Raw genomic sequence first — 22,959 nt, forward strand, 5'->3', positions numbered from 1 at the left:
AGGATCGACCGGTCCGCAATACAGGAGGCCCGGGTTGTTCTACCGACTGATGAAGATGATCGTCGCGCCACTGCTTCGGATCTTCTTCCGGCCGTGGATCGAGGGTGAGGAGAACATCCCCACCGAGGGTGCGGCGATCATCGCGAGCAACCACCTGTCCTTCTCGGACTCGTTCTTCTTCCCGGCACTGATCAAGCGCCGGGTCACCTTCATCGCGAAGGCCGAGTACTTCAACACACCGGGCCTCAAGGGCCGGCTGACCGCCGCCTTCTTCAAGGGCGTCGGCCAGCTGCCGGTCGACCGATCCGGGGTGCGCGGCGCCGGCGAGGCCGCGATCCGCAGCGCGATCGCGGTCCTGGACCGCGGCGAGCTCTTCGGCGTCTACCCCGAGGGCACCCGCTCGCCCGACGGCAAGCTGTACCGCGGCAAGGTCGGCGGCCTGGCCCGCGTCGCGCTGGCCACCGGCGCGCCGGTCATCCCGGTCGCCATGATCGACACCGAGAAGGTGCAGCCGCCCGGCCAGGTCGTCCCCAACTTCGGCATCCGCCCCGGCATCCGGATCGGCCGCCCGCTGGACTTCTCCCGCTACCACGGCATGGAGAACGACCGCTTCATCCTCCGTTCGGTGACGGACGAGGTGATGTACGAGATCATGCGCCTCTCGGGCCAGGAGTACGTCGACATCTACGCGACGGCCGCCAAGCGGCAGATCTCCGACGACAAGAAGCGCGCCGACGCCGAGCGCAAGGCCGCCGCCAAGGCGGAGAAGGCCGAGGCGGAGAAGGCGGCCGAGGCGGAGAAGGCCGCGGAGGCCGAGAGGGCCGCCGAGGCGGAGAAGGCGCAGGAGCAGAAGGACACCGGGTCGGCCTGACGGACCACCCGGAGGCCCAGGGGAGGGGCGGGCGGATGACGGACGGCGGCAGAACCGGGGCGGTCGGCGCCGGAGGCACGGGGCTCGGCGGCACCGTCGCGGCCGGCGGAATGTCGGTCGAACTCCCGCTCTGGCGGGCGATGTCCTACTTCCGCGTCCTCGCCCTCTGCTACGCCCTGCTCCGCTACTTCCACTCCTACCTGCACGTCCTGCACCCCGTCGCCGGCTGGATCTACCTGGGCGCGCTCACCCTCTGGACCCTCGCCAGCACCCGGGCCTTCGCCGGCCCGCAGCGCTGCACGTGGTACGTCCTCGGCACCGACCTCGCGATGGCCGTCACCGGCATCGTGATGAGCGGCCAGACCGACGACCCGGTCCGGATCAGCCACGGCTCGACCACCCTGCCGACGATCTGGGCCGCGGGCACGGTGCTCGGCTTCGCCGGGAAGGGCGGCTGGCGCTGGGCCGCGGCGTCCGGCTCGGTGATCGGCGTCGCCAACATCCTCGGCCACGGCGGCATCACCGCCGACAACGTCCACAACATCGTGCTGCTGATGGTGGCCGGCTGCGCGATCGGCTACGTCATCGAACTCGCCCGCGCCAGCGAGGCCGCGCTCACCCGCGCCCTCCAGGTCGAGGCCGCGACCCGCGAGCGCGAGCGGCTCTCCCGGGACATCCACGACGGAGTCCTCCAGGTGCTCGCGCTGGTCCAGCGCCGGGGCGCCGAGCAGGCCGAACACCCCGGCGGCAGCGCCGACTTCGCCGAGCTCGGCCGTCTCGCGGGCGAACAGGAGCGCGCACTGCGGACGCTGATGACCGGCGGCCCGGTCCCCGCCCGGCGCTCGCCGCGGGCCGGGGAGGAGCCGGGTGACCTCACCGCGCTGCTGCGCCCGTACGCGGACGAGCGGATCACGCTCTCCGCCCCCGGCACGCCCGTCCTGCTGCCCGCGCCCGCCGTCGGCGAACTGGCCGCAGCGGTCGGCGCCGCCGTCGACAACGTCCGCAAGCACGCCGGTCCCGCCGCCCGCGCCTGGATCCTGGTCGAGGACGAGCCGGAGGCCGTCACCGTCAGCATCCGCGACGACGGCCCCGGTTTCGCCTCCGGGCGGCTCGGCGAGGCGGAGCGGGCCGGACGGCTCGGCGTCAGCCAGTCGATCCGCGGCCGGCTGGTGGACCTCGGCGGTACCGCCGAGCTGTACTCGGTGCCCGGGGAGGGCGTCGAGGTCGAACTGCGCGTCCCGAGGAAGGGTTCCGATGACCGACCAGCCGACGACTGACCCGGCGGCCGAACGGCCGTTGCGGGTGATGGTCGTGGACGACCACCCGATGTGGCGCGACGCCGTCTCGCGCGACCTCGCCGAGGCCGGGCTGGACGTGGTGGCCACCGCGGGCGAGGGCGAGGAGGCCGTCCGCCGGGCCCGCGCCTGCACGCCGCAGGTGGTCGTGCTCGACCTCAACCTGCCCGGCCTGCCCGGCGCCGAGGTGTGCCGGCAGGTCGTCGCGCACGACCCGTCGGTGCGGGTGCTGGTGCTCTCGGCGAGCGGCGAGCACCAGGACGTGCTGGAGGCGGTGAAGTCCGGCGCGACCGGCTACCTGGTGAAGTCGGCCGGGCGGGAAGAACTGCTGGACGCGGTGCGGCGCACGGCCGTCGGCGACGCGGTCTTCACCCCGGGCCTGGCCGGCCTGGTGCTCGGTGAGTTCCGCCGCCTGGCCGCCGAACCGTCCCCGGCCTCCGCCCCGGCCGTGCCCCAGCTGACCGCCCGCGAGACGGAGGTCCTGCGGCTGGTGGCGAAGGGCCTGTCGTACCGCCAGATCGCCGAGCGCCTGGTGCTGTCGCACCGGACGGTGCAGAACCACGTGCAGAACACCCTGGGCAAGCTGCAGCTGCACAACCGGGTGGAGCTGGTGCGGTACGCGATCGAGCAGGGGCTGGACGACGAGATCTGAGCGGCGCCCCGGCGGTTCGGCGGAGGGTCGGGGCGGTCGGGGCGGGCCCGGCGACGATGCGCTCGGGGCCCGCCTCCGTCCCCCTCAGTGGCGCGCGGCCGCCGTCTGGCGGAGCAGGGCGGCGACGATGTCCACGCCCTCGCGGGTCAGCACCGACTCCGGGTGGAACTGGAGGCCGGCGAAGCCGCGCCCGCGGAGCGCGTGCACGTCGCCGGTGGCCGCGTCGCGCGCGAGTTCGACGCCCTCGGCGGCGAGCCGGGCCTCGTCGGCGTCCGTGCAGCGCGCGGTGAACGTGTTGTAGAAGCCGACCGTGCGCTTCGTTCCGAAGAGGTCGACGGTCTCCTGCGCGCCCTGGTACGGGACGGCCTTGCGCGCCAGCCCGAGCCCGAGCTCGGCGGCGAGCAGCTGGTGGCTCAGGCAGACCGCGAGCAGCGGCGCCGTCCGGGCACCGGAGCGGACGGCGGCCAGGGCGTCGGCGACGATCGGCCGGAGCACGGCCATCTTGGGGTCGTCGGCGAGCCGGGGGTCGCCCGGCCCGGGGCCGAGCACGAGCGCTCCGGGGTGGGCGGCGACCCGGGCGCGCAGCCCGGGTTCGTCGTAGCGGACGACCGAGACCCGGTGGCCGAGCGAGGTGAGCAGGTGGGCGAGCATCGCCGTGAAGGTGTCCTCGCCGTCGACGACGAGGGTCGGCTCGGGCTCGGTGATCTCGGCCGGGGCCTGCATCCGCAGCCAGAACGGCGCGAGGCCGCCGCGCCGGGCGCCGAGCGCGGCCTGGACGCGGTGGTCGTCGCCGAGGCGCGGCCCGCCCGGGTTGGGCAGCCGGGTGGGCGCCGGCCGGGCGCCGATCGCGGTGAGCACCCCGGCGGCCTTGGCGTGCGTCTCGGCGACCTCGGACTCCGGGTCGGAGTGCCGGACGAGGGTCGCGCCGACCCGCACGACGAGGCGCCCGGTGGCCGGGTCGATGTCGGCGGTGCGGATGCAGATGGGGGAGTCGAGCTGCTGGCCGCCGCTGGCCGAGCGGCCGATGAGGGCGAGCGCCCCGGAGTAGTAGCCGCGTCCGCCGGGCTCGTAGCGCCGGATGACGCGGGTGGCGTTCTGGACCGGGCTGCCGGTGACGGTGGCGGCGAACATCGTCTCGCGGAGCACGTCCCGGACGTCCAACGAGGTGCGGCCGCGCAGTTCGTACTCGGTGTGCGCGAGGTGGGACATCTCCTTGAGCCGGGGGCCGAGCACCTGGCCGCCGAGGTCGCCGACGGTGCACATCATCTTCAGCTCTTCGTCGACGACCATCGTGAGCTCCTCCAGCTCCTTCGGATCGTGCAGGAACCGGAGGAGCGAGTCGATGTCCGAGCCGCCCGCCGGATAGCGGTAGGTGCCGGAGATCGGGTTCATCACGACGGTGCCGCCGCTCTGCCGGACGTGCACCTCGGGGGAGGCGCCGACGAGGCAGCGACCCGGCTCGCCGTCGGCGAGACGCTCCCCGGTGTGGACGAGGAACGTCCAGTACGCGCCGCGCTCCTGGTCGAGCAGGCGGCGGAACAGGGTGAGGGCGAGCTCGGGCGAGAAGTCCTCGAGGGTGGCGCTGAAGTCGCGCCGGATCACGAAGTTGGCGCCCTCGCCGTTGCCGATCTCGTCCCGGATCACCCGGCGGACGATGTCGGCGTACGCGGCGTCGTCCACGTCGAACGAGCCGTCCGTCAGCGTGACCGGCAACTGCGGTAGCGCGGAGGCGAATTCGGCCAGCGGCAGGGCGTACTGCTCGGTCACCGCGAGGGCCTGGAGCGGTGTGCCGTCGTCATGCGCCTCGAAGCCGCGCTCGCGGATCTGCCGGTAGGGGACGAGCGCGAGCAGGTCGTGGACCGGGCCGCCCTCCGGCGCGCCGGAGCGGACCGGCAGGTCGGCCAGGTGCTCGTACGTGCCGACGGTGCCCAGCAGCACCTCGACGGTGTCCGGGGCGAGCCGCGGGGTGCGGCGGTGCAGCAGGGCGAAGGCCGGGGCGTCGGGGCCGGTGAGGCGGGCGAGCAGGTCGGCGGTGGTGGTCACGGTGCGGCTTCCTTCCGGGAGGACGTGCGGGGTGCGGTGCTGGGGTGTTCCGCTCCCGGAGGGGCCGTCTGCTCAGACGCACGACGGCCGCCCCGAGGGGCGGCCGTCGTGTTCGTCTAGGAACGCGCGATCGGTGGGCCACCCGAGGGGGAGGCCCACCACCAGGAGTGGTTGTGGGGCGCGTGCATGGGTCGAGCGTAGCGGATTGGGCGGACCGGGTGAGCCCGGTCACTTCTTTGTCCGAGATGTGTCTCACCCATCGGGCATTGGTCACGAATCGCTGGTGTCACCCCGTAGCCTTGGCCGTGTGACCGTGACGAATCTCCACTCCTGGCAGTCCCTGCCCGCGGCGCAGCAGCCTGAATGGCCGGACCAAGAGGCTCTGCGCAAGACCCTTGCGGAGCTCGCCTCCTATCCGCCCCTCGTCTTCGCCGGCGAGTGCGACCAGCTGCGCGCCAGGCTCGCTGCCGTGGCACGTGGTGAGGCGTTCCTCCTGCAGGGCGGTGACTGCGCCGAGGCCTTCGACGGCGTCTCGGCCGAGCACATCCGCAACAAGCTGAAGACGCTGCTGCAGATGGCCGCGGTGCTGACGTACGCGGCCTCCGTGCCGGTCGTGAAGGTGGGCCGGATCGCCGGCCAGTACTCGAAGCCGCGCTCGAAGTCGACCGAGACCCGGGACGGCGTGACCCTGCCGGTGTACCGCGGCGACTCGGTGAACGGCTTCGAGTTCACCCCGGAGTCCCGCATCCCGGACCCGGAGCGCCTGAAGCGGATGTACAACGCGTCCGCCGCGACGCTGAACCTGGTGCGCGCCTTCACCACCGGTGGTTACGCCGACCTGCGCCAGGTGCACGCCTGGAACCAGGACTTCGTCCGCAACTCGCCGGCCGGCCAGCGCTACGAGCAGCTCGCCCGGGAGATCGACAACGCGCTGGCGTTCATGAACGCCTGTGGTGTCGCCCCGGAGGAGTTCAAGACGGTCGAGTTCTACTCCTCGCACGAGGCGCTGGTCCTCGACTACGAGACCGCGATGACCCGCGTGGACTCGCGCACCGGCGAGCTGTACGACGTCTCCGGCCACATGGTGTGGATCGGTGAGCGCACCCGTCAGCTGGACCACGCGCACATCGAGTTCGCCTCGAAGATCCGCAACCCGATCGGCGTCAAGCTCGGGCCGACCACCTCGGTGGACGACGCGCTGACCCTGATCGAGAAGCTGGACCCGGAGCGCGAGCCCGGCCGCCTCACCTTCATCACCCGGATGGGCGCGGGCAAGATCCGCGACCACCTGCCCGCCCTGGTGGAGAAGGTCACCGCGTCCGGCGCCCAGCCGGTGTGGATCTGCGACCCGATGCACGGCAACACCTTCGAGGCCTCCAGCGGCCACAAGACCCGCCGCTTCGACGACGTGCTCGACGAGGTCAAGGGCTTCTTCGAGGTGCACCGCGCGCTCGGCACCCACCCGGGCGGCATCCACGTGGAGCTGACCGGCGACGACGTGACCGAGTGCGTCGGCGGCGGCGACGAGGTGCTGGTCGACGACCTGCACCAGCGCTACGAGACGGCCTGCGACCCTCGCCTCAACCGCAGCCAGTCGCTCGACCTGGCGTTCCTGGTGGCGGAGATGTACCGCGGCCAGTAGGCCCCGGACGTGCCGTAGCCCCCGGATGTGACGAAGGCCCCTCCGGTTTCGGGATTCCCGAGGCCGGAGGGGCTTTTCCGTACCCGGAACGCCGGGTAAGGTGAGGCTTAGTGAACTAAGGCAAGCCTTAGTCAAGATCCACTGCAGTCGAGAGCCACTGCACCACACCCCCGGGAGCGACCGCGATGTACGTGTGCATGTGCCATGCGGTCACCGAGGACCAGGTGAAGAAGGCGATCGACGGGGGCGCCAACACCCCGCGGCAGATCGCCAAGGGCTGCAAGGCCGGCACCGACTGCGGCTCGTGCGTGCGCCGGATACAGGCGCTGCTCGGCGAGCACGGCGCCCGGCCCTGCCCGACCGCACGGCTGGCCGCCAAGCTCGGCCTCGCGGACTCCGAGGTCCCCGCCGCGCCGGCGCCGGCCCCGGCGCCCGTCCTCCCGCTGCGCGCGGCCTGACCGCCGCGGCGGTTCAGGACTCCGGCTGCTCGATCAGCTGGGCGATGTAGAGCGCCTCGCCGAGCTTCTCCAGGAGCTCCAGCTGGGTGTCGAGGTAGTCGATGTGGTGCTCCTCGTCCGCGAGGATGTCCTCGAAGATGTTCGCCGAGGTGACGTCGTTCTTGGCGCGCATGACCACGATCCCGCGCTTGAGCCGGTCGATCGCCTCGACCTCGATCTGGCGGTCGGCCTCGAACATCTCCTTGACCGTCTGCCCGATCCGGACGTGGAACAGCCGCTGGTAGTTCGGCAGACCCTCCAGGAAGAGGATCCGGTCGGTCAGCACCTCGGCGTGCTTCATCTCGTCGAACGACTCGTGCCGGGTGTACTTGGCGAGCTTCGTCCAGCCGAAGTTCTCCTGCATCTTGGCGTGCAGGAAGTACTGGTTGATCGCGGTCAGCTCGGCGGTGAGCTGCTCGTTGAGGAACTCGATGACCTCTGGATCGCCCTGCATGACGGTGCCTCCCTGCGCTGGGGCCTGCTGTGAGTGCTGCGCTGCGCATCCTGGCACCGAAATGGGACGAACTTCCAGTAAGTTCACACTCACTAGGACATGTGTCGGAATATCCGATTTGGGGAAACGACTGTCGGCCGTTGACCCGTACGGGCGGGGCGCGCAGGGCACCCAAAGGGGCGCGCGCCGGGGGCCGGACGCCGTCTGTCACCATGGAGCCATGGGTCAGTCCGAACAAGAACAGCTTCCGCCGCCTGACCCGAGGCTCCCCCCGGGGCAGCGTGTCCAGCGCGGCTGGCCGGCCCTGCACTACGGTCCCGTGCCCCGCTTCAAGCCGCTGACCTGGGACCTCCAGGTGTTCGGCGCGACCGCCTCGGCGGAGAAGCACAGCTGGGACTTCGAGGCCTTCACCGCCCTGCCCCGCACCACCGTCCGCGCGGACCTGCACTGCGTCACCAAGTTCTCGGTGCTCGGCAACGAGTGGACGGGCGTCCCGGCCTCCCTCGTCCTAGACCTCGTGCCCCCGGCGCCCGGCGTCACGCACGTGATGGTCTGGGCCGAGTACGGCTACAGCGCCAACCTGCGGCTGGCCGACTTCGCCGATCCGCGCACGCTCTTCGCGACCCACCGCAACGGCGAGCCGCTGACCGCCGAACACGGTTTCCCCGTCCGGCTCGTCGTTCCGCAGCTGTACGCGTGGAAGGGCCCGAAGTGGGTCCGCGCGGTCGAGTACATGCGGGCCGACCGGCGCGGCTTCTGGGAGGAGCGCGGCTACCACAACCTCGCCGACCCGTGGCGCGAGCAGCGCTTCACCCACCAGGAGGAGCCGGGGGACGGCCCGCTCCGCTGAGCCCCCGACCCCCTCAGATGAAGGGGAAGTTGACCGTCACCGCGGTGTGCTGCGGTCGCCGCTCGCCGGCCGCCGGGAACTGGCTGCTCGCCTTGCCGCTGCCGAACAGGTTCACCCCGGTGGCCTGCATCGTGAACCCGGCCGCCGCGAGCGCCTTCTCCGCCGCGTCCTTCGTCATCCCGGTGACGTCCGGCACCGGAACCATGCCCTTGCTGACCACCAGCGAGACCGGGGTGTTCTCCGCCACCTGCTGGCCGGCCACCGGCGAGCTGCTGATCACCGAGCCCTCGGGCACGGAGTCGTTGTACGTCTCGGTCACCGAGCCCCTCGCCAGCTGTGCGCCGGTCAGCGCGGACGTGGCCTGGTCGGCGGGCTTGCCGGTGACGTCCGGCACGGCGATCCGGTGCGGCCCCTTGGAGACGGTGACCGTCACGGCGTCGCTCTTGCGCGACCGCGTGCCCACCCCGGGGTCGGTGGAGATCACCTGGCCGGACGGCACGGTCTCGCTGTACGCGTCCACGAACTTCCCGTGCATGCCGTCCTTGTCCAGGATCCGCTGCGCCTCGGCGCGGTCCTTGCCGAGCACCCCGGGCACCGTCCCGTACAGCGACTCGGACAGCCCGTACGTCACGCCGCCGACCAGCAGCACCAGGACGGTCAGCGCGGAGGCCCAGATCACCGGCTTGCGCGGGACGCGGCGCAGCGGGTTCGCACGGGGCGGGCGGACGGGGGTGGGCTCGTCGTACGGGCGGGGCTCGACCAGCAGCTGGTCCATCAGGTCCGGCGGGACGTCGAGGACGCTGGTGCGCTCGGCCGCGGGCGGCTCGACCGGCTGGGGCAGGGGGAGCGGCAGCTGTTGCGGTGCGGCCTGGGGCATGCGCTGGATCACCGAGGTCGGCTCGCCGGTCGGGTAGCGCGGGCTGGGCCGGGTGGAGGCCGGAGGCTCGGCGTCCAGCTCGGCCGGGCCGAGCTCGCGGCGGACCCGCTGGAGGGTGGCCAGCAGCTCGACGGCGTCGTACGGGCGGGCGTCGGGGGTCCGGGCGCAGGCGCCGAGCACTATCGCGTCGAGCGCCGGGGGGACGGTCGGGACGGTGCGCGACGGCGCGGGGACGTCCTCGTGCAGGTGCTTGTACATGACCTGGACGGGGTTGTCGCCGGTGTGCGGGCGCGTGCCGGTGAGCATCTCGTGGAGCAGGATGCCGGCCGCGTAGACGTCCACGCGCTGGTCGGTGGGGGCGTCCGGGAGGATCTGCTCGGGCGCGAGGTAGGAGACGGTGCCCATGACGGTGCCGCCGGTGGCGGTGGTCGTCGAGGTGGGGGCGCCGTCGGCGCTGCCCAGGACCCGGACCAGGCCGAAGTCGGCGACCTTGACCAGGCCGCCGTCGGTGATCAGCACGTTCTCCGGCTTGACGTCGCGGTGGACCAGCCCGGCCCGGTGGGCGGCGCCGAGCGCGGCGAGCACCGGCTCCATGATGTCCAGCGCGGCCCGGATCGACAGCGCGCCGCGGTCGCGCAACAGGTCGCGCAGGGTGCGGCCGGGCACGTACTCCATGGCGAGGAAGACGTTTCCGTGGTCCGCGCCCTGGTCGAAGACGTTGACCACGTTGGGGTGGGCGAGGCGGGCGACGGCCTTGGCCTCACGGATGAAGCGGGCGGTGAAGCCCTCGTCCCCGGCGAGGTCGGGGTGCATCACCTTGAGGGCGAGCACGCGGTCGAGGCGGGTGTCGGTGCCCTTGTAGACCGTGGACATGCCGCCGGTCGCGATCCGCTGCTCGACCCGGTACCGGCCGTCGAGCAGGGTACCGATCAGGGGGTCGTGCCATGCCTTGTCCACCCGAGGAGTGTAGTGCGGCGGGTGGGGGCCGGTCCCGGCGGACTTCGCCTCCGGGACCGGCTTGTGACAAGTGGGGCGGGCTCAGAACGCCGGGTGCTCGCGGGTGTCGAGGTCGGCGCGGCCGGCCATCGCGGAGGAGGCCTCCGCGTGGAAGCGGCGCGGGATCCGGCCGGCCCGGTGGGCGAGGCGGCCGGCCTCGGTGGCGTGCCGCATGGCCTCGGCCATCAGGACCGGGTCCTGTGCGCGGGTCACCGCGGAGGCGAGCATCACGGCGGAGCAGCCGAGTTCCATCGCCAGGGCGACGTCGGAGGCGGTGCCGGCGCCCGCGTCCAGGACGACCGGGACGTTCGCGCCCTCCACGATCAGCTGGAAGTTGTGCGGGTTGCGGATGCCGAGGCCGGAGCCGATCGGCGAGCCGAGCGGCATGATCGCCGCGCAGCCGACGTCCTCCAGCTTGCGGGCCAGCACCGGGTCGTCGTTGGTGTACGGGAGCACCGTGAAGCCGTCGTCGACGAGGGTCTCGGCGGCGTCCAGCAACTCGATCGGGTCCGGCAGGAGGGTCCGCTCGTCGGCGATGACCTCCAGCTTCACCCAGTCGGTGCCGAGCGCCTCGCGCGCCAGCCGGGCGGTCAGCACGGCCTCGCCGGCGGTGAAGCAGCCGGCGGTGTTGGGCAGCACCCGGATGCCGTTGCGGGTCAGCACGTCCAGGACGGAGCCCTGGGTGGTCGCGTCGACCCGGCGCATCGCGACGGTGGTCAGCTCGGTGCCGGAGACCCGCAGGGCCTGCTCCAGGACCTCCAGGCTGGGGGCGCCGCCGGTGCCCATGATGAGCCGGGAGGTGAAGGTCGTCCCGGCGATGGTGAGGAGGTCGTCGGCCATGGTTCAGCCTCCCTGCACGGCGGTGAGGATCTCGATCCGGTCGCCCGCCGAGAGTCGCGTCTCGGACCACGAACCACGCGGCACCACGGCCTCGTTGAGCGCGGCGGCGACGCCGGTGTTGGCCTTGCTGAGGGTGGTGACCACCTCGGCGAGGGTGGTGGCGGCGGGCACCTCGCGGGGCTCGCCGTTGACGGTCAGTGCGATGTTGGTCATGCGACGGCCTTCGTGGTGGAGCGGGCGGGGGAGAACCGGGAGGGTGCGAACGGCCGTGCGAGCTCGGGGACTTCACCGGTCGCCAGGTACTCGGCGAGCAGGTCGGCGGTGACCGGGGTGAGCAGGACGCCGTTGCGGTGGTGGCCGGTCGCGGCGACCAGGCCGGGCAGCTCGGTCGGTCCGAGCAGCGGCGCGTTGTCCGGCGAGCCGGGGCGCAGTCCGGCCGAGGTCTCGACGAGCGGGAGTTCGGTGATGCCGGGAACCAACTCGTGGGCGTCGCGCAGGAGTTCGTAGACCCCGCCGGCGGTGACGGTGGTGTCGTAGCCCTGTTCCTCGGTGGTCGCGCCGATCACCAGCTCGCCGTTCTCGCGCGGCACCAGGTACAGGTGCTGCCCGCGCACGACCGCGCGGACGTTGCGGTTGAGGAACGGCCGGTAGGCGTCGGGGATCCGCAGCCGCAGGATCTGTCCCTTCACCGGACGGACCGCCGGCAGCACGCCCTCGGGCAGGCCGGGCAGCCGGTGGCTGTGCGGGCCGGCGGCGAGGACGACCTGGTCGGCGGTGAGGGTCTCGCCGGTGCCGAGGCGGGCGCCGACGGCGCGGCCGTTCTCGACCAGCAGCTCGGTGGCCTCGGTGCGGTGGATCACGACGCCTGCGCGTTCGCAGGCGTGGACCAGCGCGGTCAGCAGCCGGCGGGGGTCCACCTGGTGGTCGTCGGCCACGTGCAGGCCGCCGCGCACGCCGGGGTCGAGCATCGGCTCCAGCTTGCGGGCCTCCCGGCCGGTGAGCCAGGTCGAGTCGAGGCCGAGCCGCTCGTGGAAGGCGTGCAGTTCGCGCAGTTCCGCGCGGTCGTCGGAGTCCAGCGCGACGGCGAGCGTGCCGCACCGCCGGTAGCCGGTGTCCTCGCCGCCGCTCGCCTCGGTGAGCTCGGCGGCGAAGGCCGCGTACCGCTCGTTCGAGGCCATCCCGAGGCGCAGCAGCGGCTCCTCGCCGTACTGCAGCTCGGTGACGGGGGCGAGCATCCCGGCCGCGACCGCGGCGGCCCCGCGACCGGGGGAGGGGTCGACCACGACGACGTTCCGCAGGCCGCGCTGTGCCGCCCGCCAGGCGACGGCGAGGCCGATGACGCCCCCGCCGATCACCAGCACGTCGGCGCGGGTGCCCGGTGCCAAGCGTGTCAAAGCTGCTCTTCTCCCTTCGCCGGTATGACCCGGATCAGGTTCGGACGGTCGCGGGCCGTGCCAGCCCGCCTCTCAGCCCGGTACGCCGGGCTCCCGTGATGGTGTCCCCACCATAACTCCGGTGGTCCGCCCGGCCGAAGGCCCGTACGCAGGGTGGACGGGCCCGGCGCGGCCCGCCCGTGCGCGGGGCGGACGGCCCGCCGGGGCGTGCGGGGCGGCTGAGTACAGTGGCGCCGTGGCAGAGCTGAGCGGAACTGATCGGGTGGTCGTCGTCGGGGCCGGGCTGGCCGGCGCACAGTGCGCGCTGGGGCTGCGGCGGGGCGGGTGGCAGGGGCGGATCGTGCTGGTCGGGGAGGAGCCGCACGCGCCGTACGACCGGCCGCCGCTCTCCAAGGACGTCCTGCTCGGCAAGAGCGACGCCACCACGCTGGACATCGACTTCCCGCACCTCGGCGTCGAACTGCTCACCGGCCGCCGCGCCACCGGACTCACCCCGGGCGTGCTGCACACCGACGCCGGCGACCTCCCGTACGGATCGCTGGTGATCGCCACCGGCGCGACGCCGCGCGCCCTGCCCGGCGCCGAGCGCGCCCACCTCCTGCACACCCTGGACGACGCGCTCGCCCTGCGCGCGCTGCTGCGGCCCGGCCTGCGCCTGGTGCTGGTCGGCGCGGGCTGGATCGGCGCGGAGGTGGCCACCGCCGCGCGGGAGACCGGCTGCGAGGTGACGGTCGTCGAGGCGGGCCCGGCGCCCGTTCCCGGTGCGCTGCCGAGGGAGGTCGGCGCGGCGATGGCCGCCTGGTACGCCGGGGCCGGGGTGGACCTGCGCTGCGGCGTCGGCGTCGCGGCCGTCGAGCCCGGCGCGGTCCTGCTGGCCGACGGTTCGCGCCTGCCCGCCGACGAGGTGGTCGTCGGCATCGGCGCCCGGCCCGCGACCGACTGGCTGGCCGGCACGGGCGTCGGACTGGACGCGACCGGGGCGGTCGTCGTGGACGAGCGGCTGCGCACGAGCCTGCCGGGCGTCTTCGCGGCCGGCGACTGCGTCAGCTACCCGTCGGCCCGCTCCGGCGCCCGGCTGGCCGTCCAGCACTGGGACCACGCGCTGCAGTCCGGCGAGGCGGCGGCCGCCGCCGTCCTCGGGGTGGACGCGCCGTACGACCCGGTGCCGTACTTCTGGTCGGAGCAGTTCGGCCGCATGGTGCAGTACGCCGGGCGGCACGCCGAGGGCGACGAGCTGCTCTGGCGCGGCTCCCCGCAGGACGCGACCTGGTCGGTGCTGTGGCTGCGCGACGGCGTGCCGAGCGCGCTGCTGGCCGTGGACCGCCCGCGCGACCTCACCCAGGGCCGCCGCCTGATCGAGCGCGGCACCGCGCTGGACCCGGCCCGGGCCGCGGACCCGGCGGTGGCGCTGAAATCGGCGGTCGCGGGGTAGCGGCTGGTGCGCGGCGGGCTGTGGAGGTGGCAGTCTGGTGGCGTGAGTGAGATCGAAAGCAAGATTGAAGCCCTGGTCGCCGAGTGGATGTACCTGCCCGACATCTCGGAGCAGTGGGGTGTCCGCGTCACCGAGGTGCGCGACCTGGTCCGCAACGGCGGCCTGATCGCCGTCCGGCGGGGCCCGAACAATTCGCTGCAGGTCCCTGCGGCGTTCATCGACGGCCAGGGGCTGGTCAAGCACCTGTCCGGCACCCTGACCGTGCTGCGCGACTGCGGGTACAACGACGTGGAGATCCTGGAGTGGCTCTTCACCGAGGACCCGTCGCTGCCCGGCAGCCCGATCCAGGCGCTGCGGGAGAACCGTGGCACCGAGGTCAAGCGCCGCGCCCAGGCGATGCTGATCTGATGGCGGCGGACACGCCGCGTCAGCGGCTGGCCGAGGCCCGGCTGTACCTGTGCACCGACGCGCGCCGCGAGCAGGGCGACCTGGCCGAGTTCCTGGACGCGGCGCTGGCCGGCGGGGTCGACATCGTCCAGCTCCGGGACAAGGGCCTGGAGGCCAAGCAGGAGCTGGAGGCCCTGGAGGTCTTCGCGGACGCCTGCCGTCGCCACGGCAAGCTGCTCGCGGTCAACGACCGCGCCGACGTCGCCCACGCGGCCCGGCCGGACGTCCTGCACCTCGGGCAGGACGACCTGCCCGTCCCGGCCGCCCGGGCGATCCTCGGCGAGGACGTCCTGATCGGCCGGTCCTGCCACGCCGAGTCCGAGGTGGACGCGGCGGTCGCCGAACCCGGCGTGGACTACTTCTGCACCGGCCCGGTCTGGCCGACCCCGACCAAGCCGGGCCGCCCGGCCCCGGGCCTCGGCCTGGTCTCGTACGCGGCGAAGCAGCCCACCGACCGCCCGTGGTTCGCCATCGGCGGCATCGACCTGGGCAACGTCGACGAGGTGCTCGCCGCGGGCGCCCGCCGGATCGTCGTCGTGCGCGCCATCACGGCCGCGGACGACCCGCGGGCGGCCGCCGCCGAGCTCTCCCGGCGGCTGCGCCAGGCCTGACCCCGGCGGGGCCGCCGTCGGCCGCGAGGCTCAGTACTTGCGGACGGTGGCGGCCTCGGCCAGGGCCAGCAGCACCTCGCGGGCGCGCCGGTCGGCGAGCGGCGCCGCCTCCAGGGCGGCCAGCGACTGGCGCATCAGCTCGTCGATCCGGGCCTCTACCAGCTCCGGCGCCCCGCTGCGCGCGACGAGGTCCCGCAGGCCGGCGACCTCGTCGGGCGCGAGGTCCGGCGCGCCGAGCCGCTCGTCCAGGTGCCGCGCGTCGGCGGCCGGCAGCCCGCGCATCGCGTGCGCGACCAGCAGGGTGCGCTTGCCCTCGCGCAGGTCGTCCCCGGCCGGCTTGCCGGTGACCGCCGGGTCGCCGAAGACGCCGAGCAGGTCGTCCCGCAGCTGGAACGCCTCGCCCAGCGGCAGGCCGAACGCGCCGTACGCCGCGACCAGGTCGGGCCCGGCGCCGGCCAGCAGCGCGCCGACCTGGAGCGGGCGCTCGATCGTGTACTTCGCCGACTTGTAGTGCAGCACCGTCTGCGCCCGGTCCAGCGCGCCCTCGTCCGTCGAGTCGCCGGCGACCGGCTCCAGCACGTCCAGGTACTGGCCGAGCATGACCTCGGTGCGCATCAGGTCGAACGCCGGCTTGGCGCCCAGCACCGCGGCGGGGTCCAGACCGGAGCGCAGGAACAGCTCGTCGCACCAGATCAGCAGCAGGTCGCCGAGCAGCACCGCGGCCGAGGCGCCGTACTGCTCGCGGTCGCCGCGCCAGCCGCGCTCGCGGTGCATCGCCTCGAAGCGGCGGTGGATCGACGGCAGACCGCGTCGGGTGTCGCTGCGGTCCATCAGGTCGTCGTGGACCAGCGCGCTCGCCTGGAGCAGCTCCAGGGCCGCCGCCGCGTTCGCGATCCCCTCGCTCTCGGCCGAGCCGCCGGCGCCGCGCCAGCCCCAGTAGCAGAACGCCGGGCGCAGCCGCTTGCCGCCGTCGAGGAGGAAGTCGCGCAGCGCGTCGGCGGCGGGTGCCAGCTGGGGCGAGATCCCGCCGAGCAGAGCGGACTGGCCGTCCATGAACGCGGCGAGGGCGGCGTTGACGCGCTCGCGGACGTCCTCCACGTCAATGGGGTTGGCCGGCCGGTTGCTGGACGAGGTCACGATGAGGCTCCGGTGGTTCGCTTGGGGTGCAGCAAGCGTAGCGGGGCGGCCGGGAACACCCGTGCGAGCAGGGCGACGGGGCGGGCGGGACGGCAAGCGGAACGGCGTCCATTCTTTGTCTCAATCCGTGGAACCGAGTTGTCCCGGTCCTTCGGACGCCGGATAACCTGCCAGCATGGCTCTCGGTATCGCTTCCACCCGATCGGACCGCGCGTTGACGGTCCGCGAGCTGCTGGCGGCAGGCAAGCGGTCCTTCTCCTTCGAGTTCATGCCCCCGCGCACCGAGGTCGGCGAGCAGAAGCTCTGGGACGCCATCCGGCGGCTGGAGCCCCTCGACCCGAACTTCGTCTGCATGACGTACGGCGCCGGCGGCTCCTCGCGCGAGCGCACCGTCAACATGGTCGGCCGGATCGCCACCGAGACCACGCTGACGCCGGTCGCCCACCTGACCGCGGTCGACCACTCGGTCGCCGAGCTGCGCAACATCATCGGCCAGTACGCCGACCAGGGCGTGCGCAACGTCCTCGCGGTGCGCGGCGACCCGCCCGGCGACCCGATGGGCGAATGGGTCAGTCACCCGGAGGGCGTCACCTACGCCTACGAGCTGGTCGAGCTGATCAAGGGCATCGGTGACTTCTGCGTCGGCGTGGCGGCCTCGCCGAACATGCACCCGCGCTCGACGGACTGGGACGACGACATCCGGCACTTCGTGGCGAAGATCCGCGCGGGCGCCGACTACGCGATCACCCAGATGTTCTTCGAGGTCGACGACTACCTCCGGCTGCGCGACCGGGTGACGGCGGCGGGCTGCGAGACGCCGATCATCCCGGAGATCATGCCGGTCACCAACGCCAAGCAGCTGGAGCGCTTCCCGCAGCTGAGCGGCTCGGCGTTCCCCGCCGACCTGGAGGCCCGCCTGCGGGGCGCGATCGACGACCCGGCCGCGCTGCGGGCGATCGGCATGGAGCACGCCACCGCGATGGCCGAGCGGCTCCTCGCCGAGGGCGCGCCCGGCCTGCACTTCATCACGCTCAACCACTCGACCGCGACGCTGGAGATCTACCAGAACCTCGGACTGCACCAGCGCTGAGCGTTCACGGGCCCGTCACCGCGCCGATGGTGGCGGGCTCGGTCGTGTGCACTCCGGTGCCACGGACGGCGGGAACGCGATGCGGTACCCCGGCCGTTGAACCGGTACAGTCGCCGCACACGCGCGGCGCGCGCGGGCACGCGACTGGAGGTATCGGGCGGATGGGCATCGGATACCTGCTGCTGTACGCCGCGTTGGCGGTGGTGGCGCTCTGGCTGGTCGCCGAGCTGCTCCTGCAGAACCGGGCCCCGCTGCACTGGCGCGCGCTCGCCCTGGTCGGCTTCCTCGGGGTGGCCGGCGGGATGGTCCTCGGATCCGTCCCGGTGATCGGCGCGGGCGCGGCGCTCTTCGCGGTCGGCCAGACGTTCGTCACCCTCTCGGTCAAGCGCGGCTACAGCGGCGGCTGGTCGCTGCGTGCCGCCGACGGCTCCCTGCCGGGACCGCTCGCCAAGGTGCCGCTGCTCGGCGCGCTCACCGGCGGCGCGGCGGTCGCCGCCGTCGCGGTGGCGGCCCAGACGCGGGTCGGCGAGGTCAGCGCGGTCGAGGAGACCCCGGAGCCGGACCCGGTCGGCCCGGCCGGCGAGGCCGTCCCGGAGGTCGAGCAGACCGCCGCCTTCGAGATGCAGGAGCTCGCCGCGGACGGGGTCTACACGCCCGGCTACTACGAGCAGCACCAGCAGCAGGACCCGTACGCGGAGGCCTACCAGGCCGGTTACGACGTCCCGCAGCAGCAGCCCGCCTACGACCAGCAGCAGTGGCAGCAGCCGCAGCAGCAGCCCGCCTTCGCGTACGACCAGGGCTACGGCACCTACCCGCAGCAGCAGGACCCGTACGGCTACCCGCAGCAGGACCCGTACGGCGGCTACCCGCAGCAGGCTCCGGCCTGGGACCCGAACGCCCAGCAACAGCAACAGCAGCAACAGCAGTGGCAGCCGCAGCCCGAGCAGCACACCCAGGGCATCCCGCAGCAGCCGACGTACGACCACGGGTACGGCTACCAGCAGCAGAACACCTGGCAGCAGGGCTGAGCCCGGCTCCGTCGTTCGGGCGGGGCCCGCTCAGGCGGGGCCGACGAGGTCGGCCACGATGCAGGCCGACATGCCGACCCGTGCCAGCCCGCCGCCGGGGTGGGCGGCGCCGCCCACCAGGTAGAAGCCGGGGGCGTCCTCCGTCGGCGCCTGGAGGAACGCGCCACGGCCGCCGGGCAGCGCCGGACGGGGGACCGAACCCTGCCACGAGCCCGTCTCGCGCTCGGTGTCGGCCGGGGTCCGGACCACCCGCCACAGCGCGCGGCCGGCGAGGCCGGGGACCGCCGCCTCCGCCTGGGCGACCATCCGGTCGGCGAAGCGGTCGGCGACGCCCGGCTGTGTCCAGTCGACGCCGCCGGCCGGCACGGTGGCCGTCAGCACGGCCGTCTCGTGGTCGGCGGGGTGCAGCGACGGGTCGTCCGGGCGCAGCACCTGCACGGTCGGGCGCTCGGGGAGCGGGCCGGGGCCGAAGATCCCGGCGAGCTCGGCGGCCGGGTCGGCGGCGTGGACGACCGTGCGGTGCGCGGTGCCCGCCGGGCGCCCGCCGCGCAGGGCGAGCAGCACGACGGCGCGGCCGGGGACGCCGTCGGCGTGGGCCGCCGAGTCCGGCCAGTGGTCCTGGTCCCGCGCCATGCCCGTCCACTCGCGGTACTGCCGGTTCGCGTCCGCGGAGTGGATGACGACGTCCGCCTCGACCGTCCCGGCCGTCGTGACGACCCCGGCGGCCCGGCCGTCCTTCTCCAGCACCTCCTCGAAGCGGGTGTCGAAGCGGAACTCCACCTTGCGCTGCTCGCATCGCCTGTACACCGCGTCCGCCAGCGCGCGCATCCCGCCCTTGACGTACCAGACGCCGAACGACTGCTCCATGTACGGCAGGACGGTCGCCGCGGCCGGGGCGGTGCGCGGGTCGAAGCCGAACCGCACCGCGTGCTCGTGCAGCAGGGCGGTGAGCCCGGGGTGTCCGTCGAGCTCACGCGCCGCGACGTCGGCGAGCGTCCAGCGGCCGGACGGGCGCAGCCGGGCGAGGCCGCGCCGGGGCGGGACGGGGTACGGGTCGGCGTGCAGCGGCCTGGGGTCGGCCGGCAGCGGCTCCTCCAGCAGCGGGCGGCGGGTGGCCTCCCAGACCGTCCGGCCGCGGTTGACCACCGCGTTCCAGCGGGCGCCCGACCCGGCGCCGAAGGCGTCGTCCAGCGCCTGGGCGACGCCGCCGCGCGAGGCGTTGGGCAGGGTGAGGGCGGTGCCGTCCGGGAACAGGTGCCGGCTCTCCGGGTCCACCGGGGCCAGCCCGACGAGCTGCTCCAGCGGCTCGCGGCCGGTCTTCAGCGCGAGGTCGCGGTAGACCGCGGGGAGGGTGAGCAGGCCGGGGCCGGTGTCGAAGGCGAAGCCGTCGCGCTCGTACCGGCCGACCATGCCCCCGTACGTGCCGCTCGCCTCGCAGACCGTCACCCGGTGTCCGAGGGTCGCCAGCCGGGAGGCCGCCGCGAGCCCGCTCATTCCTGCGCCGATGATGACGATCCGTGCCATGGCACAGATCCTATGGCTGTCCCGCGTACACCCCCTGAGCCGCCCGCGCGCGGGCGGCCCTGCGCTCGCGACGGCGGGCGCGGAACGCGCGGATCCTGCTGATCGCCAGCCACACCAGCAGCACGCCGATCGCCAGCAGGACGGCCGAGATCGAGGCGGCCAGCCATGGGTGGAAGATCGCCAGGGTGACCAGGCCGGCCACCGAGAGGTCCTCGGCCAGGCTGACCGCGATGTTGCTGGCAGGCTCGGGGGAGGTGTTGACGGCCATCCGCAGCGAGGCCTTCACCAGGTGGCTGACCAGCGCCGTCGTTCCGCCCATCGCGCCCGCCGCGACCTCGCCCAGCGAGCCCGGGTGGCTGCTCGCGATCAGTGCGGCCACGGTGGCGCCGGCGACCGGGCGGATCACCGTGTGCACGACGTCCCACACGCTGTCCACGTACGGGATCTTGTCGGCCACCGCCTCCAGCAGGAACAGCAGGGCGGCCGCGACCAGCACGTCGGTGCGCTCCAGGGCGGGCGGCACCGAGTCGGCGCCCCCGAACCGGCCCAGCAGCCCGAGCAGCGGCACCACCGCGTACGCGTTGATGCCGCTGGCCAGTCCGCTGGTGAAGATCAGCGGCAGGATCGTCATCGGGTCGCCTCCTCGGAACGGCCGGGTCCGCCCGGCCTCGCCGTACCGTACCGGGACGCGGCCGGGCACCCCGCCGGTTCCGGCGCGGCGGCGCGGGCGCGGAACTGAGTACGGATACTCAGATCCGCGATTGAGTACTTCTGCGGATAGCCCGCCGACCTGCGCGGACGCCACAGTGGTGGCACCCGGGCTGCGGGGCGCGTCGGGCGCCGCGCACCCCGGACGGCGGACCCGTCCGTCCGCCGGCCCTGGGGAGCCGGCGGACGGTCGGCGCAGGGCCCGCCACCGGAGCCGGCCGGGACGCCGCGCACCGCCGACACGGGGCGGCGGAGCGCGGCGAGGGGGAGCCGGCCACCGGGGTGACCGCACCGGCGGGAATTGTCAGTGGTGCCGTTCACGATGGAGGAGCACGGACCACCCGGTCCGCGCGCTGCCTCGGAACGGGGGAGACCATGACCATCAGCCACCCTGAGCCCGTCACCGCCCGCCTCCACTCCGCCGCCCTGCCGCACTCCCCGGTCCCCCGCCCCGGCGGCGGGGACGTCCACCCGGTGCTGCGCCGGGTCGCCGCACCGCCGGCCGCCCTCGACCTGCTCGCCGACGCCCACCGCACCCTCGCCGGGGCCCGCGCCCTGGAGGACCCGCTGGAGCGGTACGCCACCGCGCACCTGGCCGCGCTGCGCACCGTCGCGGCCGTGCTCGCCGTGCGCGGGCGGCCGGAGAAGAACCCGCGCCGCCGAAAAGCCATCCGCAGCGCCTGGGAGGTGCTGCCCGAGGTCGCGCCGGAGCTCGCCGAGTGGGCCGTCTACTACGGCGCCGGCGCCCGCCGCCGGGCCGCCGCCGAGGCCGGCATCCGGAGCGCCGCCTCGGCCCGCGACGCCGACGACCTGGTCCGCAACACCGCCCTGTTCCTGCGCCTGGTCGAGCGCCTCCTCGGCCTGCACCCGACCCCGCCCGCCCCGCGCCTGCCCCCGGCCGGCGACTCCCCGCACGAGGCGTGACGGGCGGTGCCACCCACCCGGTCTAAGGTGGTGACGTTCCCGATCGATCTGCACGTGCCGAGGAGTCCCGCCTTGTACCCGACGCGCCCCCGCAGCGCCCTGCGCACCGCCGTGGTCTGGGAGGTGGTGCGGGCCGCCCTGGAGAAGCGGGCCGCCGAGCTGGACCAGCCCGTGCTCGACGTCGTCGACACCGGCGGCGGCACGGGCAACTTCGCCGTGCCGGTGGCCAAGCTCGGCCACCGCGTCACCGTGGTCGACCCGAGCCCGGACGCCCTGTTCGCGCTGGAGCGCCGGGCCGCCGAGGCCGGCGTCACCGACCTGGTCCGCGCCGTCCAGGGCGACACCCAGACGCTGCCCGAGGTGATCGCCCCCGGCACGACGGACGCGGTGCTGTGCCACGGCGTCCTGGAGGTCGTGGACGACCCGGCCGAGGCGCTCGGCAGCCTGGCCGGCACCCTGCGCCGCGGCGGCCTGGTCAGCCTGCTGGCCGCCAACCGCAACGGCGCCGTGCTGGCCCGCGCGCTGGCCGGCCACTTCACCGAGGCCCGCACCGTGCTGTCGGCCGCCGACGGCCGCTGGGGCGAGCAGGACCCGATGCCGCGCCGCTTCACCGGCGAGGAGCTCGCCCGCCTCGCCGAGGGCGCGGGCCTGCGGGTCGAGTCGGTGCACGGCGTCCGGGTCTTCTCCGACCTCGTCCCGGGGGTCCTGGTGGACACCGAGCCGGGTGCGATGGAGGCGCTGCTGAAGCTGGAGGAGGCCGCCGCCGCGCAGCCCGCGTTCCACGCCGTGGCGACCCAGCTGCACCTGCTGGCCACGCTCGGCTGAGCCCTTCGGCGGCCCCTCCGGACGGCCGTCCGGAGGGGCCCCGCCGTGTGCTCCGCACATCGTGCGGCGGCGGTTCGTCTCCCCTCCGCTTGCCGGCCACCCGGCGGTGATCGCCGCAGCTCCCCAGGTCCGGGCCGATTCCACCGGATCGGGCACTAGTTCGCCGTCCGCCGCGTTGGGAGGAGTGCGGTCGGCCCCGGCCGAAGTGGCCCGGCCCACGCGCCGCGGACCACCCCGGAACGGGCCCACGGACCGTATGATCTGGGTAAAGCCGGAAAGCATGACAGCCGGACGCATGGGGCATATGGACGACACGGGCCGGGTCCCCCGCACAGGCGTCCGACCGCGTGCCCCGAAGGCCGAATGGACTTGCCTCCCCGACCGGGGCGGCGGACCGGTCGCACCCGCGACCGACGAGTAGGAGGACTCCGTGCCGCTCTCGGAGCACGAGCAGCGACTGCTCGACCAGATGGAGCGAGCGCTGTATGCCGAAGATCCCAAATTCGCGTCGGCGCTTGAGGGAACCGGGCTGCGCACCTACACCCGCCGACGGGTCTACCTGGCCGTCGCGGGCTTCGTGGTGGGCGTCGTCCTGCTGATGGGCGGCATGGTCGTTCCGGACCAGATCTGGGTCAGCGTGGTCGGGTTCCTGGTGATGCTCGGGTGCGCGGTGTTCGCCGTGACGGGCTGGCGCCGCGGGCCCGCGGGCCAGGGCTCCGGCCCCAAGCACTGCACGCACCGACCGCCGGGGAACCCCGTCCCGTTGCCCCGCCGCCGGACCGGAGCGGGGGGAACGGTGGGCGGAACTTCTCGTTCCCGTAC

At 74.0% G+C, this 22,959-nt stretch carries 23 protein-coding genes and 1 riboswitch; of the genes, 14 read left to right on the forward strand and 9 right to left on the reverse strand.

Annotated elements, in window-relative coordinates; all coding sequences use genetic code 11:
* The first annotated feature begins 34 nt into the window (after positions 1 to 34).
* From AB0C76_RS22065 to AB0C76_RS22075, 3 genes are all read left to right on the forward strand, one after another.
* Positions 35 to 871 (forward strand): lysophospholipid acyltransferase family protein, encoded by an 837-nt coding sequence (locus tag AB0C76_RS22065; RefSeq protein WP_359967925.1) that lies wholly within the window; start codon positions 35 to 37, stop codon positions 869 to 871.
* A 110-nt stretch (positions 872 to 981) separates the two neighbouring features.
* Positions 982 to 2,148 carry a DUF5931 domain-containing protein gene (locus tag AB0C76_RS22070; protein ID WP_359967996.1) on the forward strand — a complete coding sequence of 389 codons (1,167 nt, stop codon included), beginning with the start codon at positions 982 to 984 and terminating at the stop codon, positions 2,146 to 2,148.
* On the forward strand, positions 2,126 to 2,818 hold the full coding sequence (locus tag AB0C76_RS22075; RefSeq protein ID WP_359967928.1) for a response regulator transcription factor: 693 nt from the start codon (positions 2,126 to 2,128) through the stop codon (positions 2,816 to 2,818). Before AB0C76_RS22070 ends, AB0C76_RS22075 begins: the two co-directional genes overlap by 23 nt.
* Before the next feature lie 84 nt (positions 2,819 to 2,902).
* Here AB0C76_RS22075 and AB0C76_RS22080 read toward each other — a convergent pair whose 3' ends face one another.
* Positions 2,903 to 4,861 carry an anthranilate synthase family protein gene (locus tag AB0C76_RS22080; protein WP_359967931.1) on the reverse strand — a complete coding sequence of 653 codons (1,959 nt, stop codon included), beginning with the start codon at positions 4,859 to 4,861 and terminating at the stop codon, positions 2,903 to 2,905.
* A 307-nt stretch (positions 4,862 to 5,168) separates the two neighbouring features.
* On the opposite strand from AB0C76_RS22080, the gene AB0C76_RS22085 reads away from it, so the two are divergent.
* The gene (locus tag AB0C76_RS22085) at positions 5,169 to 6,503 is read left to right on the forward strand and encodes a class II 3-deoxy-7-phosphoheptulonate synthase (RefSeq protein ID WP_359967933.1); all 1,335 of its coding nucleotides are present in this window, start codon (positions 5,169 to 5,171) and stop codon (positions 6,501 to 6,503) included.
* Positions 6,504 to 6,688: 185 nt separating this feature from the next.
* A complete protein-coding gene (locus AB0C76_RS22090; RefSeq protein ID WP_359967936.1) occupies positions 6,689 to 6,961 on the forward strand; it encodes a (2Fe-2S)-binding protein in 273 nt (90 codons plus the stop codon).
* A 13-nt stretch (positions 6,962 to 6,974) separates the two neighbouring features.
* On the opposite strand, the gene bfr is transcribed toward AB0C76_RS22090, so the two are convergent.
* Positions 6,975 to 7,454, reverse strand: a complete 480-nt coding sequence (gene bfr, locus AB0C76_RS22095; protein WP_218198113.1) for a bacterioferritin — start codon at positions 7,452 to 7,454, stop codon at positions 6,975 to 6,977.
* A gap of 220 nt (positions 7,455 to 7,674) precedes the next feature.
* Between bfr and AB0C76_RS22100 the strand changes: the two genes are divergently transcribed.
* Positions 7,675 to 8,304, forward strand: a complete 630-nt coding sequence (locus tag AB0C76_RS22100) for a sulfite oxidase-like oxidoreductase (protein ID WP_359967940.1) — start codon at positions 7,675 to 7,677, stop codon at positions 8,302 to 8,304.
* A gap of 13 nt (positions 8,305 to 8,317) precedes the next feature.
* On the opposite strand, the gene pknB is transcribed toward AB0C76_RS22100, so the two are convergent.
* The 4 genes from pknB to thiO all read right to left on the reverse strand — a co-directional run bounded on the left by pknB (position 8,318) and on the right by thiO (position 12,411).
* Positions 8,318 to 10,138 (reverse strand): Stk1 family PASTA domain-containing Ser/Thr kinase, encoded by a 1,821-nt coding sequence (gene pknB / locus AB0C76_RS22105; protein WP_359967944.1) that lies wholly within the window; start codon positions 10,136 to 10,138, stop codon positions 8,318 to 8,320.
* A gap of 81 nt (positions 10,139 to 10,219) precedes the next feature.
* Positions 10,220 to 11,017, reverse strand: coding sequence for a thiazole synthase (locus tag AB0C76_RS22110; RefSeq protein WP_359967947.1), 798 nt, complete (start codon positions 11,015 to 11,017; stop codon positions 10,220 to 10,222).
* 3 nt (positions 11,018 to 11,020) lie between these two features.
* Positions 11,021 to 11,230: a sulfur carrier protein ThiS gene (gene thiS / locus AB0C76_RS22115; RefSeq protein ID WP_359967950.1), complete on the reverse strand. Its 210-nt coding sequence runs from the start codon at positions 11,228 to 11,230 to the stop codon at positions 11,021 to 11,023.
* Positions 11,227 to 12,411 (reverse strand): glycine oxidase ThiO, encoded by a 1,185-nt coding sequence (thiO, locus tag AB0C76_RS22120; RefSeq protein ID WP_359967953.1) that lies wholly within the window; start codon positions 12,409 to 12,411, stop codon positions 11,227 to 11,229. Before thiO ends, thiS begins: the two co-directional genes overlap by 4 nt.
* Positions 12,406 to 12,518, reverse strand: a riboswitch (TPP riboswitch). (Overlaps the previous gene by 6 nt.)
* Positions 12,519 to 12,646: 128 nt before the next feature.
* Here thiO and AB0C76_RS22125 point away from each other — a divergent pair.
* Genes AB0C76_RS22125 through thiE form a run of 3 tightly spaced genes read left to right on the forward strand, consistent with a single transcriptional unit; the run spans position 12,647 to position 14,901 of the window.
* Positions 12,647 to 13,843, forward strand: coding sequence for an FAD-dependent oxidoreductase (locus tag AB0C76_RS22125; protein WP_359967956.1), 1,197 nt, complete (start codon positions 12,647 to 12,649; stop codon positions 13,841 to 13,843).
* Between the two features lie 42 nt (positions 13,844 to 13,885).
* Positions 13,886 to 14,251 carry an Rv2175c family DNA-binding protein gene (locus AB0C76_RS22130; protein ID WP_359967959.1) on the forward strand — a complete coding sequence of 122 codons (366 nt, stop codon included), beginning with the start codon at positions 13,886 to 13,888 and terminating at the stop codon, positions 14,249 to 14,251.
* Complete coding sequence (thiE, locus tag AB0C76_RS22135; RefSeq protein WP_359967962.1) at positions 14,251 to 14,901, forward strand: thiamine phosphate synthase; 651 nt, start codon at positions 14,251 to 14,253, stop codon at positions 14,899 to 14,901. The genes AB0C76_RS22130 and thiE overlap by 1 nt, the downstream gene beginning before the upstream one ends.
* A 30-nt stretch (positions 14,902 to 14,931) precedes the next feature.
* Here thiE and AB0C76_RS22140 read toward each other — a convergent pair whose 3' ends face one another.
* The gene (locus AB0C76_RS22140) at positions 14,932 to 16,038 is read right to left on the reverse strand and encodes a polyprenyl synthetase family protein (protein WP_359967965.1); all 1,107 of its coding nucleotides are present in this window, start codon (positions 16,036 to 16,038) and stop codon (positions 14,932 to 14,934) included.
* A gap of 175 nt (positions 16,039 to 16,213) precedes the next feature.
* Here AB0C76_RS22140 and metF point away from each other — a divergent pair, with 175 nt between their 5' ends.
* Together metF and AB0C76_RS22150 are read left to right on the forward strand one after the other, a co-directional pair.
* Complete coding sequence (gene metF / locus AB0C76_RS22145) at positions 16,214 to 17,128, forward strand: methylenetetrahydrofolate reductase [NAD(P)H] (protein ID WP_359967968.1); 915 nt, start codon at positions 16,214 to 16,216, stop codon at positions 17,126 to 17,128.
* A gap of 161 nt (positions 17,129 to 17,289) precedes the next feature.
* The gene (locus AB0C76_RS22150) at positions 17,290 to 18,156 is read left to right on the forward strand and encodes a hypothetical protein (protein ID WP_359967971.1); all 867 of its coding nucleotides are present in this window, start codon (positions 17,290 to 17,292) and stop codon (positions 18,154 to 18,156) included.
* Between the two features lie 30 nt (positions 18,157 to 18,186).
* On the opposite strand, the gene AB0C76_RS22155 is transcribed toward AB0C76_RS22150, so the two are convergent.
* Both AB0C76_RS22155 and AB0C76_RS22160 read right to left on the reverse strand, forming a co-directional pair.
* Entirely contained in the window at positions 18,187 to 19,680 is a 1,494-nt protein-coding gene (locus tag AB0C76_RS22155) for an FAD-dependent oxidoreductase (RefSeq protein ID WP_359967974.1), read from the reverse strand.
* A 10-nt stretch (positions 19,681 to 19,690) separates the two neighbouring features.
* Complete coding sequence (locus AB0C76_RS22160; RefSeq protein ID WP_359967977.1) at positions 19,691 to 20,311, reverse strand: DUF4126 domain-containing protein; 621 nt, start codon at positions 20,309 to 20,311, stop codon at positions 19,691 to 19,693.
* 452 nt (positions 20,312 to 20,763) lie between these two features.
* On the opposite strand from AB0C76_RS22160, the gene AB0C76_RS22165 reads away from it, so the two are divergent.
* The 3 genes from AB0C76_RS22165 to AB0C76_RS22175 all read left to right on the forward strand — a co-directional run.
* Complete coding sequence (locus AB0C76_RS22165) at positions 20,764 to 21,312, forward strand: SAV_6107 family HEPN domain-containing protein (RefSeq protein ID WP_359967980.1); 549 nt, start codon at positions 20,764 to 20,766, stop codon at positions 21,310 to 21,312.
* Between the two features lie 72 nt (positions 21,313 to 21,384).
* Positions 21,385 to 22,137 (forward strand): methyltransferase domain-containing protein, encoded by a 753-nt coding sequence (locus AB0C76_RS22170; RefSeq protein WP_359967983.1) that lies wholly within the window; start codon positions 21,385 to 21,387, stop codon positions 22,135 to 22,137.
* Positions 22,138 to 22,567: 430 nt separating this feature from the next.
* Positions 22,568 to 22,959 (forward strand): DUF3040 domain-containing protein (locus tag AB0C76_RS22175; protein ID WP_359967986.1); only part of this gene is annotated, 392 nt, incomplete at its 3' end.

Origin of the sequence: Kitasatospora sp. NPDC048722 (genome assembly GCF_040650235.1) — a bacterium.
Lineage (GTDB): Bacteria > Actinomycetota > Actinomycetes > Streptomycetales > Streptomycetaceae > Kitasatospora.